This is a genomic window from Blautia faecis (assembly GCF_020554845.1).
Taxonomy (GTDB): domain Bacteria; phylum Bacillota; class Clostridia; order Lachnospirales; family Lachnospiraceae; genus Blautia_A; species Blautia_A faecis.
In genome coordinates this window covers 21,181-36,456 of record NZ_JAJCIA010000009.1, presented here as the reverse complement: position 1 = coordinate 36,456, position 15,276 = coordinate 21,181, and the positions used below count along the sequence as shown (strand labels likewise).

The following is a 15,276-nucleotide window of genomic DNA, read 5'->3' as shown; positions in this document are numbered from 1 at the left end:
ATGAATGAAATTCGTGATTTGATCATAGGAATTGATTTTGGAAAAGATTATTCCCAGATCTGCTATTATGACCGGAAAGGGGAGGAGCCCTGCTCTGTGTCCATGAAGGTTGGTGCTCAGGAGTTTGAAGCACCTACCTGTATTTGCAGGCGCGGAGAGCATAAAGAGTACACCATTGGTCTTGAGGCAGTTTATTTTGCCCGGGAAAAAGGGGGACAGATGGTGGATGACCTGTATGGAATCTGTAAGAAAGAAGACAGTGTGCAGATTCTGGGAGAGCAGGTGGAGCCATGGGAGCTGCTTCAGGTTTTTCTGGAGGGTATGCTGAAATTTCTGGGAGTTGCAGATCTTGTAAAAAACACAAAATGTCTGGTGATCACAAGTCCTGAGCTTGAGGACCCCCAGGTGAAAAATATGGAAAAAGCCTGCCAGGCCATTGGTTTTTCGAAGAATCAGTACATGCTGATAGACCATGGAGAGAGCTTTTATTATTATTCCCTTACCCAGAAAAGAGAGACCTGGAACCGGAGTATCGGCTGGTATTCTTTTCACCAGGATGAAGTGAAGTTTCAGCAGCTGACTATGGACAGCAGCACAAGGCCGGTGCTGGTACGCCTTGAGGAGCCGAAGAAGACGGTCCTCCCATCTCTTACAGCACCTGAGGAAGAGGGAGAGAAGGCCGTGGAAGCCAGAGATGAGGCTTTCCGTGATTTTATTAAGGAGACTCTTGGAACCGGTCTTTTTTCCAGCATTCAGATCACAGGATATGGATTCAGCCCGGATTGGGCGAAAATATCCATTGGAAGCCTTTGCATGCAGCGAAGAAAGGTTTATTATGGAAATAACCTTTTTGCAAAAGGTGCATGTGCAGCTGGAAAGGAGCGCCTTGAGGATAAGATCCTGAAGGGGTACCGTTATATGAGTCCTGCTCTTGTGCTGAAAGATGTGGGAATGGAAATGCGGGTGATGGGTGCACCGGCATATTACCCGCTTATTGAGGCTGGTAAGAACTGGTATGAGTGTAAAGCTGGCTGTGAGCTGATCCTGGATGATATAACAGAGCTCGTTTTTGTTGTTGGAACCTTCGGCGAGAAGCACAAGAAGAAAGTAATTATGGGACTGCCCGGACTTCCTGAGCGTCCCAATAAGACTACAAGACTGTCTCTGGCCCTTGCATATGTGTCACAGAAGAAATGCCGCGTTGTTGTAAAAGATCTTGGATTTGGAGAAATGTTCCCTTCCAGCGGCAAGGTCTGGGACGAACTGGTAGAGTGGTAAAGGAGGCTGGAAATGAGCGGTTATATTTTATGTCAGACAAAAAAGGCGGACAAGCCGTTTTTTGTGGAGAGTATCAATACCAATATTTACTCACTGGAGGAGCTTTGCTACTTTCTGTACCACAATCTTTATCTGGTGGATTCTTCTGTTATAAATGAAAATCTCTGTATCTGGATCAGCGAGGAACTGGATCTGCCAAGGCTGGCAGCCAAGCTACGTCCTCATCTTGGTAAATTTGCCAGTGCGGAGGATGTGCTTTATCCGGTATTTAAGGAGATCAATTATCTTACTTACGATGAGCTGAAGGCATTGAATGTAAAGCTTGCCAAGCTGGATCAGGAGGCACCTCTTCTTCGAAAAAAGAGAAAAGGGGATGCCCTGGTAGCAAATAAGATGTATGTAAGTGCCATCAAGGTGTATCAGCAGCTTCTGAAAAAAGAAGGGCTGGAGCAGATTAGACCGGGGCTGACCATGAGTGTGTGGCATAATCTTGGATGTGCGTACAGTTATCTTTTTCAGATGGAGAAGGCAATGGAGTGTTTCTGGGAGGCGTTTCTTACCCAGAGCGATCCTAAGGAACTGGTTTGTTACCTGCTTGCCTACCGCAGCGTGAAGAAGCCGCAGGAGTATGAGAACAGGCTGAAGGAGCTGAATGTATCGGATGAAGTGAAGGATACTTTAAAAAAGGCATTGGATGAGTTTGCGCAGAAAAAGGAGGTCAGCATAAGACCAGGGAAGGCGGATGAAATGCTGGAGAAGCTGACTGGAGAGTATCATAGGAGCACAGGTTCGTGATGAACCTGTGCTTTTTCTAAAAAACTATATTGACAGAATTACTTTCGTATGCTACCATACAACCATGCTTTAATATGGTAGAGTGAAAACGCACTAAAATAATGAGAATGAGATTTCAGGAGGATAGATATTATGAAAAAAAGAATGCTTGCAATTATGATGAGTGCCTTGATGGCAGCAGGTATCTGCTCTGGTGTGACTGTTTATGCAGATGCAGACAGCAAGACCCTGACTGTTGGATTTGATGCAGAGTATCCGCCTTTTGGTTATATGGATGAGAGCGGCGAATATGTTGGTTTTGACCTGGATGTGGCACAGAAGGTATGTGATAATCTTGGATGGGAGCTTGTAAAGAAACCAATTAACTGGGATTCCAAGGATATGGAGCTGAATTCAGGAAATATTGACTGTATCTGGAATGGTTTTACTATCAATGGACGTGAGGATGATTATACATGGTCTGATCCATATCTGAATAACGAGCAGGTTATGGTAGTCGCTTCCGATTCCGGAATTGAGACACTGGCAGATCTGGCAGGGAAGAATGTTGTAGTACAGGCTGCATCTGCAGCACTTGATGCTTTGAACAGCGAGGATAACAAAGAACTGACAGACAGCTTTGCATCCCTTACAGAGAATCCGGATTACAATACCGCATTTATGAACATTGATTCCGGTGCAGCTGACGCTGTTGCAGTAGATATCGGAGTTGCCAAATATCAGCTGGCTCAGAGAGAAGAGGGGAAATATAAGATCCTGGACGAGCCAATCCAGAGCGAGCAGTACGGTATTGGCTTTGCCAAGGGAAACGAAGAGTTTCGTGATACCGTATGGGCTGAGGTTATGAAGCTGTATGACGAGGGCGAGATTGATAAACTGGCTGAGCAGTATGGCGTGGCTGACATGCTTTGCCTGGGAGATGAGGAAGCAGCAGATAAGACAGAAGAGAGCACAGATGCGGCAGAAGAAAATGCAGATTCTGATGAGGCAGCTGATGCAGATACTGCTGAGGATGAGGCTGAATAATTCACATAGAATATAAACAAGAATATATGTAAAAAAGAGGGTACCTGGCGCACCCTCTTTTCTTAGCGAGAAGGGGTCTGCTCCAAAAGAAGGAGCTTGATTCGCAGAATGTGAATTATAGAATGAAATGAAACGTGAAATGCGATCCCTTAGAACACAAGTATCAACAGGAGGAACACAGTAACTATGAGTTTTAGTGTAATGTTAAGCCAGCTTGCAAAGGGAATGACCGTAACTACGGAAATTTTCTTTGTAACCCTTATATTTTCCCTGCCACTTGGCCTTCTGGTCTGTTGGGGTAAAATGTCCAAAATAAAGATAATCAGATGGATCGTTTCTGCTTATATCTCCATTATGCGCGGAACACCTCTTATGCTGCAGCTGATGGTAGTATATTTCGGACCATATTTTATTTTTGGAATCCGAATTTCCATGGGTTACAGCCTGATCGCTGTATTTATTGCTTTTGCAATTAATTATGCCGCTTATTTTGCAGAAATCTACCGTGGTGGAATTGAATCCATGCCAGTAGGTCAGTATGAAGCAGCCAGAATCCTTGGCTACTCAAAAGCACAGACCTTCTTCCGCATCATTCTTCCCCAGGTATTTAAACGGATTTTGCCATCTATTACCAACGAAGTAATCACTCTGGTAAAGGATACTTCATTGGCGTTTGTTGTAGCGGTAGCTGAAATGTTCACTTTGGCGAAACAGATTGCCAGCTCTCAGACCACGATGGTGCCGTTTGTGGTAGCGGCTGTATTTTATTATGTATTTAACCTGCTGGTAGCAGTGATTATGGATAAAGTAGAGAAAAAACTGAACTATTACCGCTAATAATTTATCATCAACCTGCAGTGAATATACATTGTAAAACTGTGTGCGGGTAACCAGAAGGAGTCACTATATGAAATTATTTGAAATGAAACACATAAAGAAAAGTTTCGGAGCCCTGGACGTTCTCCGTGACATTTCCCTGGAAGTAGACAAGGGCGAGGTTCTTAGTATTATCGGTCCCTCCGGCTCTGGTAAGTCTACATTGCTTCGCTGTGCCACTGGTCTGGAGACACCAGACGGCGGCGAAATCATCAAAAACGGAAAAATCGGATTGGTTTTTCAGAATTTTAACCTTTTTCCCCATTTTTCCGTGATTAAAAATATTACAGACGCTCCAATTAAGGTACAAAAGAGAGATAAAAAAGAGGTTTATGCGCAGGCAAGGGAGCTTCTTAAGAAAATGGGGCTTTCGGATAAGGAAAATTATTATCCCTACCAGCTTTCCGGCGGACAGCAGCAGCGAGTTTCCATCGCCAGAGCCTTATGCATGAATCCGGATATCCTTTTCTTTGACGAGCCAACCTCTGCTTTGGATCCGGAACTTACCGGTGAAATTCTGAAGGTAATCAAAGATCTGGCAGCCGAGCATATTACCATGGTGATTGTTACCCATGAGATGAGCTTCGCCCGTGATATCTCCGACCAGATTATCTTTATGGATGACGGTCTGATCGCAGTGGAAGGCACTCCGGAAGAGGTATTTTCATCAGAACATGTAAGAATGAAGGAATTCCTTGGGAAATTCCATCAGGGGCTTGTTTAAAATCGTAAGATTTTACCATTTTTTGTAAGATTTCTTTAAATGTGAAAGCACCACCTTTTAACTAAATAGGATATGTCAAAAAAACGGAAGGTTGTATCTGGAATACACCTTCCGTTTTGCGTTATCTTATTAGCAGAGAAGGAGGTATGCTATATGAGCGTGAAAAAGTCAGAAACTGCATTGGAAGAGAGGATTGGAAGAAAAAAATTACGTGGAATCAAATATTTGCTTCTGGCAGTTCCATTTTTAATTTATGTATTTGCATTTTCCTATGTTCCGCTGGTTGGATGGATTTATTCCGTGTTTGATTACAAAATTGGACAGAAATTTCTGGATTTTGGCAGCATGGTTTTTGTAGGACTAGGTAATTTCCAGAAGTTGTTTACAGAACGGTCAGAGGTACTGCGTGTATTGAGAAATACATTGGCGCTTAGCGCACTGGGGCTGCTGGCAACCCCTGTTCCGGTAGTGTTTGCAATTATGTTCAATGAAATAAAAAATTCTAAATTTAAAAAAATTGTTCAGACAGCAACCACACTGCCAAACTTTATCAGCTGGATCATTGTTTATGGTGTTGCTTTTGCTTTCTTTTCTGTAAATGGATTTGTAAGTGTTCTGATGCAGAAAATTGGCATTCAGCCGCCTGTTATGGGAATTCTTGGTGATGTGGATCACACCTGGGTTCTGCAGTGGATTCTGGGAATCTGGAAAAGCTTCGGATGGTCAGCAATTATCTATATTGCAGCGATTACAGGAATTGATTCAGAACTATATGATGCAGCAAAGGTAGACGGAGCCAATAAGATCCAGTCTATTTTGCATATTACAATTCCAGGGATCATGCCTACCTATGTGGTAATGTTCCTTCTTGCAGTAAGTAATATTCTTTCAAACGGATTTGACCAGTATTTTATGTTTTACAACCCTATGGTAGCGGATAAAATTGAAGTGCTTGATTATTATGTATATAAGGTTGGATTTTATATAAATGATTATTCCTATTCCATTACCCTGGGAATGCTGAAGTCAATACTTGGAATTGTATTATTATTTACTGCAAACGCATTGTCGAAAAAAATCAGAGGCGAATCGATTGTATAACTGGAGGTGAGAAGAATGAAAAAAACAAGTTCAAAAATTAAAACATCACCACAGGAGAAATTTCTTCATGTATTAAATGTATTTTTTCTGTTGATTGCAGTATTTCTCTGTGTGTATCCGTTTTATTACATGGTTATTTATTCCCTGTCTGACAGTACAAGGGCATCCCTGGAGGGAATTTATTTCCTGCCAAAGGGCTTCACATTGGATGCATATAAGATGATCCTGAAAAAATCAGGATTCGGACATGCTTTCCTGATTTCAGGAGCCAGAACAGTCATCCAGACAATCCTGTGTCTGTTTGGTTCCTCCCTGTTTGCATATCTGGTAACGAAAAAAGATATGATTGGAAGAAAATTTGTATACAGGTTTGTAGTTATTACCATGTATTTAAGTGCCGGTCTGGTTCCCTATTACATAACCATGAAAGCATACCATTTGAACAACACTTTCTGGCTGTATATTATTCCGGGAATTGTAAACGCATATTATGTCATACTGATCAAAACATTTATAGAACAGATTCCGCAGTCTCTTCAGGAGTCTGCGGAACTTGACGGAGCAGGCTTTTTCAAGATTTATACGAGCATAATTCTGCCTCTGAGCAAACCTATATTGGCGACAGTAGCAGTGTATGCCTCAGTTGGAGCCTGGAATTCCTGGCAGGATAACTACCTTCTGGTGCAGAATCCCAACCTGCAGACAGTACAGCTGATCCTTTATAACTGCATCAATCAGGCACAGATGCTGGCAGACAGTATGAGAAGCGGACAGGTTGGAAATGCAGCTGCTATTTCATTATCAGCAGACAGTGTACGTATGGCAACCACGATTATTACAGTTATTCCTGTTATGCTGGTATACCCTTTCCTGCAGAAATATTTTGTAAAAGGGGTTATGCTTGGAGCTGTTAAAGGATGATATGGGAAAAATTGAACGGAGGATTTAACTATGGCAGTATTGGCACAGAAACCACCGATGGGGTGGAATTCCTGGAACACTTTTGGTGCTCATATAAATGAGCAGTTGATCATGGAAATGGCAGATACTATGGTGGCAGAAGGCTACAAGGAGGCTGGATATGAGTATGTGATCATAGATGACTGCTGGTCCCTGAAGGAGCGTGTGGATGGAAAATTAGTGGCAGATCCGGAACTGTTTCCACATGGAATGAAAGCTCTTGCAGATTATATCCACGGCAAAGGTTTGAAATTCGGCATGTACTCCTGCGCCGGTACGAAAACCTGTGCAGGATACCCGGGAAGCTATGGTCATGAAGCAGAAGATGCAAAGCAGTTTGCCCAATGGGACGTGGATTACCTGAAATATGATTTCTGCTACTTTCCGGTCTGTGCAGATGCAAAAAATGCATATCTTACTATGGCAATGGCTCTTCGAAGCTCGGGAAAGGATATTTTATTTGCAGCCTGTAACTGGGGAAAATATGATCCGTCGGGCTGGATGCGGTCAAGAGGGGCACATACCTACCGCTCTACAGGTGATATTTTTGATGTACCGAAAAGTTATAAAGATATTTTTAAAAGCCAGGTAGAGAATATTGAAGGAAATGCACCGGACTGCTACAACGATATGGATATGCTGATCACAGGAATGCATGGAAGCGGCAATGTAGGGCTTAATGGATGTATAGACCAGCAGTATCTTCAGCATTTTGCAATGTGGTCATTCCTTGGCTCTCCTTTGATCATGGGAGCAGATCTTCGAAAAATTGACAAGACTAATAAAGACATTCTTTTAAACAAAGGGCTGATTGCCATTAATCAGGATGAAGAGTATCGCCCTGCATTTCTTGTGGACAATATGGGCGATAAGCGGTATATTCTGGCAAAGCTTCTGTCCGGAAACAGAATTGCCCTTGCATTTTTTAATCTGGAATACGAAAGTGATTATTTGAATACTATGGAAATTTCCTTTTGCGATCTTGGAATTCACTCTGGAACCGGAATAAAAATGAAATTTACAAATGCAGTTACCGGGGAAAGCATTGGTGTTTACCAGGATGCCTTTTCTACACAGGTATTGCCAGATGAGTGCAAGATTATAATTGCAGAGATGATCTTACCGGAAAAAGAGTGAAAACAGGATGAATATGGAAATGACAGATACTAAAAATACTTCCGTCATATGTTGTGTGAAGTGCAACCGTCCAGTGAGTCATGATGAAATTGGTCTTTATAAGAGGATATTTAACCGGGGAGCGGAGACGTTCTGGTGCATTCACTGTATCAGTGAGTATCTTGACTGTCCTGTTCCAAAGCTGGAAAAGAAAATAGCGGAATTTCGTGATATGGGGTGTACACTTTTTACAGAATAATTGTTGTGATACACAGGATTGCTTTAGAGAATATTAAAAAAATAAGCTATAAGCTGTATGAAGTTGGTAAGACCTAAGCTATGAGCGGTTTTAGACTTCGTATGTACTCATGATGTTTGATCTTGTCTCATTGGAAGTGAATGATCATTAGGACAACAAGGAATACGTTTATTTTCGCCAAAGGTATTTCCTGTCAGTTGTTCACTATAAAGCTGGCACGAATCAAATGCTGCATCACCAAGAAAGGTTTGTCATTTTCAAATTTTTCCTGGCAATCTGTAAAAATATCTGCCAAAGAAAGCTGTTTATATGGTATCATAGATGTCAGAATAACTCCTTTCTTGGTGTATGGTTTATAGTTTTTCGACAACTCTATCATACCATATCCAGTGAGGGGTTATTTGTTTTTTTGTAGTAAAAAATGCCGTGTTTATGCGGCTTGTGGCGTTTCGCAAACGCCTAAAAGAATAAACAAAAGAAGGGAATAAAAATATGAAAGCAGATTTTAAGCATATCCTATATGGCGGGGATTACAACCCGAACCAATGGCCGGAAGCAGTCTGGAAAGAAGATATGGAACTTTTCGATAAAGCTCGGATAAACAGCGCAACAGTCAATGTATTTTCCTGGGCAAAGCTCCAGCCGTCAGAAGAACGGTATGATTTTGAGGAACTGGACAAGGTCATTGAAATGCTGGGAAAAAACCATAAAGACATTGTCCTTGCAACTTCAACCGCGGCAATGCCGGCCTGGATGTTTCGGAAATATCCGGAGGTGGCAAGGACGGACTATGCGGGAAGGCACCACAAGTTTGGACAGAGGCAAAATGCATGCCCAAATAGCCCTGTTTACCAGAGATACGCGGCAAAACTGGCTCAAAAGCTTGCAAAAAGGTATGGACATCTGGACAGTGTGGTGTGCTGGCACATAAATAATGAATATAGCGGTGAGTGTTACTGTGAAAATTGCGAAAAAGCCTTCCGTGTCTGGCTTCGGAAAAAGTACGGGACGCTGAAAGCACTGAATGAGGCATGGAATACAGAATTTTGGGGGCACACCCTCTATGACTGGGAGGAAATTGTGCTGCCAAACGCTCTTGGCGAAGGTCTCGAGTGGTGCAGCGGCACAGCGTTCGCCGGTATTTCCATTGACTATGCCCGTTTTAATTCGGATAGTATGCTGGAAAATTTCAAGATGGAGCGGAACGCTATCCGCAGCGTGGATCAAAAGACTCCGGTTACAACAAATCTAATGGGAACGTTTAAGCAGCTGGATTATTTCAAATGGGCAAAGGAGATGGACGTCGTATCCTGGGATAACTATCCATCTTATGATACGCCGGTAAGTCTGACGGCGATGCAGCATGACCTCATGCGGGGCTTAAAGCAGCAGCCCTTCATGCTGATGGAGCAGACACCAAGCCAGCAGAATTGGCAACCTTACAATTCATTGAAAAAACCGGGGCAGATGAGGGCACAGAGCTATCAGGCGATCGCACATGGGGCGGATACGATACAATTTTTCCAGCTCCGCCGCAGTGTTGGCGGATGTGAAAAATTCCATGGAGCAGTCATTGCCCATGCAGGAACAGATAATACCAGGGTGTTCCGTGAGGTCACACAACTAGGGACAGAGTTAGAAGAGCTGGGAGATCAGATCCTGGGGACAGCAAATCCGGCTGATGTCGGGATATTGTTTGACTGGGATAATTATTGGGCATTGGAATTTACAAGCGGACCCCATAAAGATTTAAAATATGTGGATCAGATTCATAGGCATTATAAGTTCTTTTATGAAAAAAACATAGCTGTTGACATGATCCCAAGGGATGCAGATTTTTCAAAATATAAGCTGATCGTTGCGCCGGTGCTTTATATGGTTCATCAGGGTGTCAAGGAAGCGCTTGAAGCCTTCGTAAAGAAAGGTGGTGTATTAGTGACCGGCTTTATGAGCGGTATCGTAGGTGAATCAGACAATGTATATCTTGGCGGTTATCCAGGACCCCTCAGGGACTTGGCTGGAATTTGGGTGGAGGAGATTGACGCATTGGCTCCAGAGCAGAAAAATTCTGTAAAATTTAAAGATGGTACAGAGTTTACCAGCACAATGCTATGTGACTTGATTCATCTGGAAGGGGCCGAGAGCATGGCTGATTACAGCAGCAATTTTTATGCGGGTACACCTGCTGTCACCAAAAACAGTTATGGAAAAGGTACTGTTTATTATTTGGGGACTCAGCCAGAGGACTGTGCGTTTACAAGGATGATGGACTGCATAGTTAAGGAAGCAGCAGTCAAAAGCTTAGTAGATGAGCGGACATCCCTTGAAGTGACAGTACGGAAAACCAAGGAAAATACCTTTTATTTCCTAATAAATTTCAGTAAGGAAGAGACTGTGGTTCCTCAGTGTTTTGCAGGAATGCAAAACCTTTTGACGGGGGAAACGGTGTCCAGACAGGAAATTTTGAAACCTTTTGAGGTAGAGATCATAAAGAAATAGCCTGTATCTGAGGTTTCTAATAGGGATAAAAACGCAGGTTTGTCATTTTAAAATTTTTCCTGGCAATCTGCAAAAATATCTGCCAAAGAAAGCTGTTTATATGGTAACATAGATGTTAGAATAACTCCTTTCTTGGTGTATGGTTTATAGTTTCTCGACAACTCTATTATACCGTATCCAGTGAGGGGTTATTTGTTTTTTTGGGTAGTAAAAAAATGCCGTGTTTATGCGGCTTGTGGCGTTCCGCAAACGCCTATTTGAAAAAAAATAAAGGGAGAGAAAAGATGATTTACAGAACCGAACATCCAAAACCACAGTTTATGCGTGAAAATTGGTTGAATTTAAATGGAAGCTGGGATTTTGAAATTGATCATGGCGGAAGTGGGGAAGCACAGGAGCTTTACAAGCCGGAAGCGTATTTTTCAAAAAAAATCCAGGTGCCTTTTTGCCCGGAAAGTAAGTTGTCCGGGATTGGCTACACGGATTTCATGAATTCTGTATGGTATCGGAGAGAAATTGAAATTACAGAAGCCCAGTTATCAAATCTTGTGATTCTGCATTGCGGCGCGGCAGATTATTTTACCACAATATATGTGAACGGACAGAAATGTGGCACTCATAAAGGGGGATATGTTTCTTTCTCTGTGGATATTACAAGGTATCTTTTTGCCGGAAAAAATGTGATCACAATTCATGTGGAAGATGACACCCGGTCCCGCCTGATTCCGTCCGGAAAACAGAGCACCCATTATGAGTCTTACAGCTGTTATTATACCAGAACAACAGGTATCTGGCAGACCGTATGGCTGGAATTTGTTCCTGAAGCACACATTATAAAAACAAAATATTATGGGGACATAAACAATGGAACAATTACTGTTTTTGCAGAGCTTCAGGGAGCAGGAACCTTTGCGGTAAAAGCGTCCTACAAGGGAAAGGCAATGGGAGAGGCTACAGTGAGCTCAGATGGCGGAACAGCAGTGGCAGTGGTGAAGCTGGCAGAAAAGCATTTATGGCAGGTTGGAAAGGGAGATCTTTATGACCTTGCCTTAAGCTATGGAGAAGATCAGGTGACAAGCTATTTTGGACTGCGCTCCATACAGCTTACAGACAAAAAGTTTCTGCTCAACGGAAAATCAGTATTTCAGCGTCTCATTCTGGATCAGGGCTTTTATCCGGATGGAATTTACACAGCACCTTCTGATGAAGAGCTGGAAAAGGATATTAAACGATCCCTGGCAATGGGATTTAACGGCGCCCGCCTTCACGAAAAAGTATTTGAAGAGCGTTTCCTGTATCACTGTGACAGACTTGGTTATATCGTCTGGGGAGAGTATCCCAACTGGGGACTGGATCACTCCTATGCAGACAGCATTTACGGAATCCTTCCGGAGTGGCTGGAAGAGATTGACCGCGATTTTAACCATCCTGCGATTATTGGATGGTGTCCGTTTAATGAAACCTGGGATGAAAAAGGAAGAAAACAGTTTGATGAGCTTCTTGCCACAGTTTATAAGGCAACGAAAGCAGCGGATCCAACCAGGCCCTGTATTGATACCAGCGGAAATTACCATGTCCTCACCGATATTTATGATTTGCATGATTATGAACAGGATCCGGAGATTTTTGCAGAGCATTACAAAGAGGTTGGAAAATCAAACAGGCTTGATTTCCGCGCGGCATTTGAAGAACGGCAGACATATAATGGAAAAATTCCCTTCTTTGTCAGCGAATATGGCGGCATTGGCTGGTCTTTGAGCAAGGATGCCTGGGGATATGGAAATACGCCGGATTCACCGGAAGCATACATGAAACGTCTGAAAGAGCTTACAGATGTTTTACTGGATAATGAGAACATGTTTGCACTTTGCTATACGCAGCTTACAGATGTGGAACAGGAACAAAACGGACTGTATACGTATGACAGACAGCCGAAATTTAATCCGGAAATTATTCATGCTATTTTTTCAAGAAAAGCTGCCATTGAAGATTAAGAGTAAAAACGTTCAAGCCTTACAGAAATAAATATATGAATATGACAGGAGAATACATAAAATGAGAAAATGGACACGTGTTGGATTTCAACCCAATCTTCCATTAGAGGAAAAAAGACGTGTGACGGAATGTAAGGAGCATATCAGACTTTCAAAGGAAGCTGCAAAAGAAGGTATGGTGCTGTTGAAAAATGAGAAAAAGCTTCTGCCTCTTGCAGAAGGAACCAGACTTGCACTGTTTGGAAAAGGAAGTTTTGATTATGTAAAAGGCGGTGGAGGAAGTGGTGATGTTGCGGTTTCCTATGTGCATAACCTTTATGATGGGTTTAAAATGCAAGGAAATGCAGTTATGCTTTATGAACCCCTGGCAGAATTTTACAGAGAAAATGTTCAGGAACAGTATAGGCAAGGTGCAATGCCAGGTATGACAATAGAACCTGAACTTCCAAAAGGACTTGCTGACGGTGCAAAAGCATTTGCAGATGTGGCAATTGTTGTAATAAGCCGTTTTTCATCAGAAGGCTGGGATCGCTCCAGCCTTGATAGTCAGTTAAGCGAAATGTCAAGGGAAGAGCTGGAAGATAACTACATGGCAAAACTGATTGCGAAAGCCTTTCCAGAGGGAGATTATTTTCTGACAGAGAATGAAAAGGCAATGTTGAACATGGTGAAAGAACGGTTTGACCGTATTGCAGTGGTTCTGAATGTCGGTGGAATTGTAGATGTTTCCTGGATAAAAAATGATGACCGGATTTCAGCCGCTCTTCTTGGCTGGCAGGGGGGAATGGAAGGAGGGCTGGCCATGGCAGAGCTTCTTCTGGGAAAAGGAAATCCGTCTGGCAAGCTGACTGATACATTTGCAGCTTCCTTAGATGATTATCCATCAACTGAAAATTTTCATGAATCCTGTGACTATGTAAATTATACAGAAGATATTTATGTGGGATACCGTTATTTTGAGACGATTCCAGGTGCAAAGGAAAAGGTTATATATCCCTTTGGATATGGGCTTTCCTATACTGATTTCAGAGTGCATACAGATTCTGTATGGGAAACTTCAAAACAGATTTTTGCAGAAGTTCACGTGACCAATACCGGGAACATGGCAGGAAAAGAAGTGGTACAGCTTTACTTTAACGGACCACAGGGTCTTCTTGGTAATCCGGCACTCCGGCTTGCTGCTTTTGAAAAAACCCGTCTGCTTCAGCCTGGAGAAACACAGGTAGTTTATCTGTCATTTGAAAAAGCGGACATGGCTTCCTATGATGATCTCGGGAAAATTCAGAAGTCAGCCTATATTCTGGAAAAAGGAATTTACAGATTTTACATTGGAATCTCTGTAAGGGATACAGAAGAAGCCGCTTATACATTCGAGCTTACAGAAAATATAATTGTAAAACAGCTATCAGCGCATTTGGTTCCAACAAGTCTGAAAGAGCGTATGCTTTCTGATGGTACCTTTGAAATGCTTCCTCAGTATGAATGCAATGATATGAATGAATGTGCATTTGAAAAACTGAAAACGGAAGAAGAGGATTGTATTGTGCCAGAAGTGCGCTGGTGTTCCCGTCGAAAATGGTTTGATAATTGTGGAAGAAAACAGTTCATTGATGTAGCTGAAGGAAAGCTTTCATTGGATGAGTTTATGGCACAGTTAAGTGATAAGGAACTGCTTCATCTTCTCGGCGGACAGCCAAATACAGGTGTTGCAAATACATTCGGATTAGGAAATCTTCCTGAGTACGGGGTCCCTTCAGTAATGACTGCAGATGGACCAGCAGGACTACGCCTTAATATCGGATGTACTGTGAATACAACAGCCTGGCCATGTGCAACGCTTCTGGCATGTACCTGGAATCCGGCACTTGTATGGCAGGTCGGAAAGGCAGGCGCGAAGGAGGTAAAGGAAAATAATCTTGCTGTATGGCTGACACCAGCTGTAAACATTCACAGAAACCCTATGTGTGGAAGAAATTTTGAATATTATTCCGAGGATCCACTGATTGCTGGAAAAATGGGTGCCGCTATGGTAAAGGGGATTCAGTCACAGCATATTGCAGCATCTGTAAAGCATTTTACAGCAAACAACAAAGAAACAAACAGGAAAAACAGTGATTCCAGGGTATCGGAGCGTGCACTTCGTGAAATTTATCTGAAGGGCTTTGAGATTATTGTAAAAGAAGCACAGCCTTGGACGATCATGTCCTCTTACAATGCTGTTAACGGACACCGTACTTCAGAGAGCTATGAGCTTTTGACAGATATTTTGCGTGGTGAGTGGGGATTTCAGGGTATGGTTACAACAGACTGGTGGACATGTGGAGAGCATTATAAAGAAATAAAGGCTGGAAATGACCTTAAAATGGCAACAGGGTATCCGGAGCGTGTGAAAAAAGCTATGGAAATGGGATTGCTCGGTCGACAGGAACTGGAACAGAGTGCAAGACGCGTATTGGAGCTTATTTTGAAAATTGATTAATTTTGTATAAAAAATCAAAAAAATAACAGATAAAAACATGAAATTGTAATATTCATTGAGGTATTATATAATAGTATAGTGTCAAAATATTTTTTGCTACTGGCAATGTTGATATTTTCGCACAACCCCCTTGGTCAGGTGATTGGCTGGCAGTGTTCCACGAACAGAT

The 15,276-nt window shown here is 42.4% G+C and carries 12 protein-coding genes; all 12 read left to right on the top strand.

The annotated features are described in order from the left end of the window. The 12 genes from LIZ66_RS06390 (at position 1) to LIZ66_RS06335 (ending at position 15,107) form a co-directional block, all read left to right on the top strand. Positions 1–1,278, top strand: coding sequence for a DUF5716 family protein (locus LIZ66_RS06390; RefSeq protein WP_148461294.1), 1,278 nt, complete (start codon positions 1–3; stop codon positions 1,276–1,278). A gap of 12 nt (positions 1,279–1,290) precedes the next feature. Continuing rightward, a complete protein-coding gene (locus LIZ66_RS06385; RefSeq protein WP_148461295.1) occupies positions 1,291–2,073 on the top strand; it encodes a hypothetical protein in 783 nt (260 codons plus the stop codon). A 132-nt stretch (positions 2,074–2,205) separates the two neighbouring features. Then, positions 2,206–3,099: an amino acid ABC transporter substrate-binding protein gene (locus tag LIZ66_RS06380; RefSeq protein WP_227200685.1), complete on the top strand. Its 894-nt coding sequence runs from the start codon at positions 2,206–2,208 to the stop codon at positions 3,097–3,099. Positions 3,100–3,285: 186 nt separating this feature from the next. Further along, a complete protein-coding gene (locus LIZ66_RS06375) occupies positions 3,286–3,936 on the top strand; it encodes an amino acid ABC transporter permease (protein WP_173716412.1) in 651 nt (216 codons plus the stop codon). A gap of 70 nt (positions 3,937–4,006) precedes the next feature. Further along, positions 4,007–4,699, top strand: a complete 693-nt coding sequence (locus LIZ66_RS06370; RefSeq protein WP_227200684.1) for an amino acid ABC transporter ATP-binding protein — start codon at positions 4,007–4,009, stop codon at positions 4,697–4,699. Between the two features lie 153 nt (positions 4,700–4,852). Continuing rightward, positions 4,853–5,800, top strand: coding sequence for an ABC transporter permease subunit (locus LIZ66_RS06365; protein WP_227200683.1), 948 nt, complete (start codon positions 4,853–4,855; stop codon positions 5,798–5,800). A gap of 15 nt (positions 5,801–5,815) precedes the next feature. Beyond that, positions 5,816–6,721 carry a carbohydrate ABC transporter permease gene (locus LIZ66_RS06360; protein ID WP_148461300.1) on the top strand — a complete coding sequence of 302 codons (906 nt, stop codon included), beginning with the start codon at positions 5,816–5,818 and terminating at the stop codon, positions 6,719–6,721. Between the two features lie 30 nt (positions 6,722–6,751). Continuing rightward, positions 6,752–7,897: a glycoside hydrolase family 27 protein gene (locus LIZ66_RS06355; RefSeq protein ID WP_227200682.1), complete on the top strand. Its 1,146-nt coding sequence runs from the start codon at positions 6,752–6,754 to the stop codon at positions 7,895–7,897. Between the two features lie 19 nt (positions 7,898–7,916). Then, positions 7,917–8,135, top strand: coding sequence for a hypothetical protein (locus tag LIZ66_RS06350; protein WP_148461302.1), 219 nt, complete (start codon positions 7,917–7,919; stop codon positions 8,133–8,135). A gap of 492 nt (positions 8,136–8,627) precedes the next feature. After that, positions 8,628–10,634, top strand: coding sequence for a beta-galactosidase (locus LIZ66_RS06345; RefSeq protein WP_173719357.1), 2,007 nt, complete (start codon positions 8,628–8,630; stop codon positions 10,632–10,634). 284 nt (positions 10,635–10,918) lie between these two features. After that, entirely contained in the window at positions 10,919–12,628 is a 1,710-nt protein-coding gene (locus LIZ66_RS06340; protein WP_227200681.1) for a glycoside hydrolase family 2 protein, read from the top strand. A gap of 61 nt (positions 12,629–12,689) precedes the next feature. Then, positions 12,690–15,107 (top strand): glycoside hydrolase family 3 protein, encoded by a 2,418-nt coding sequence (locus tag LIZ66_RS06335; RefSeq protein WP_227200680.1) that lies wholly within the window; start codon positions 12,690–12,692, stop codon positions 15,105–15,107. Positions 15,108–15,276: the final 169 nt, after the last annotated feature.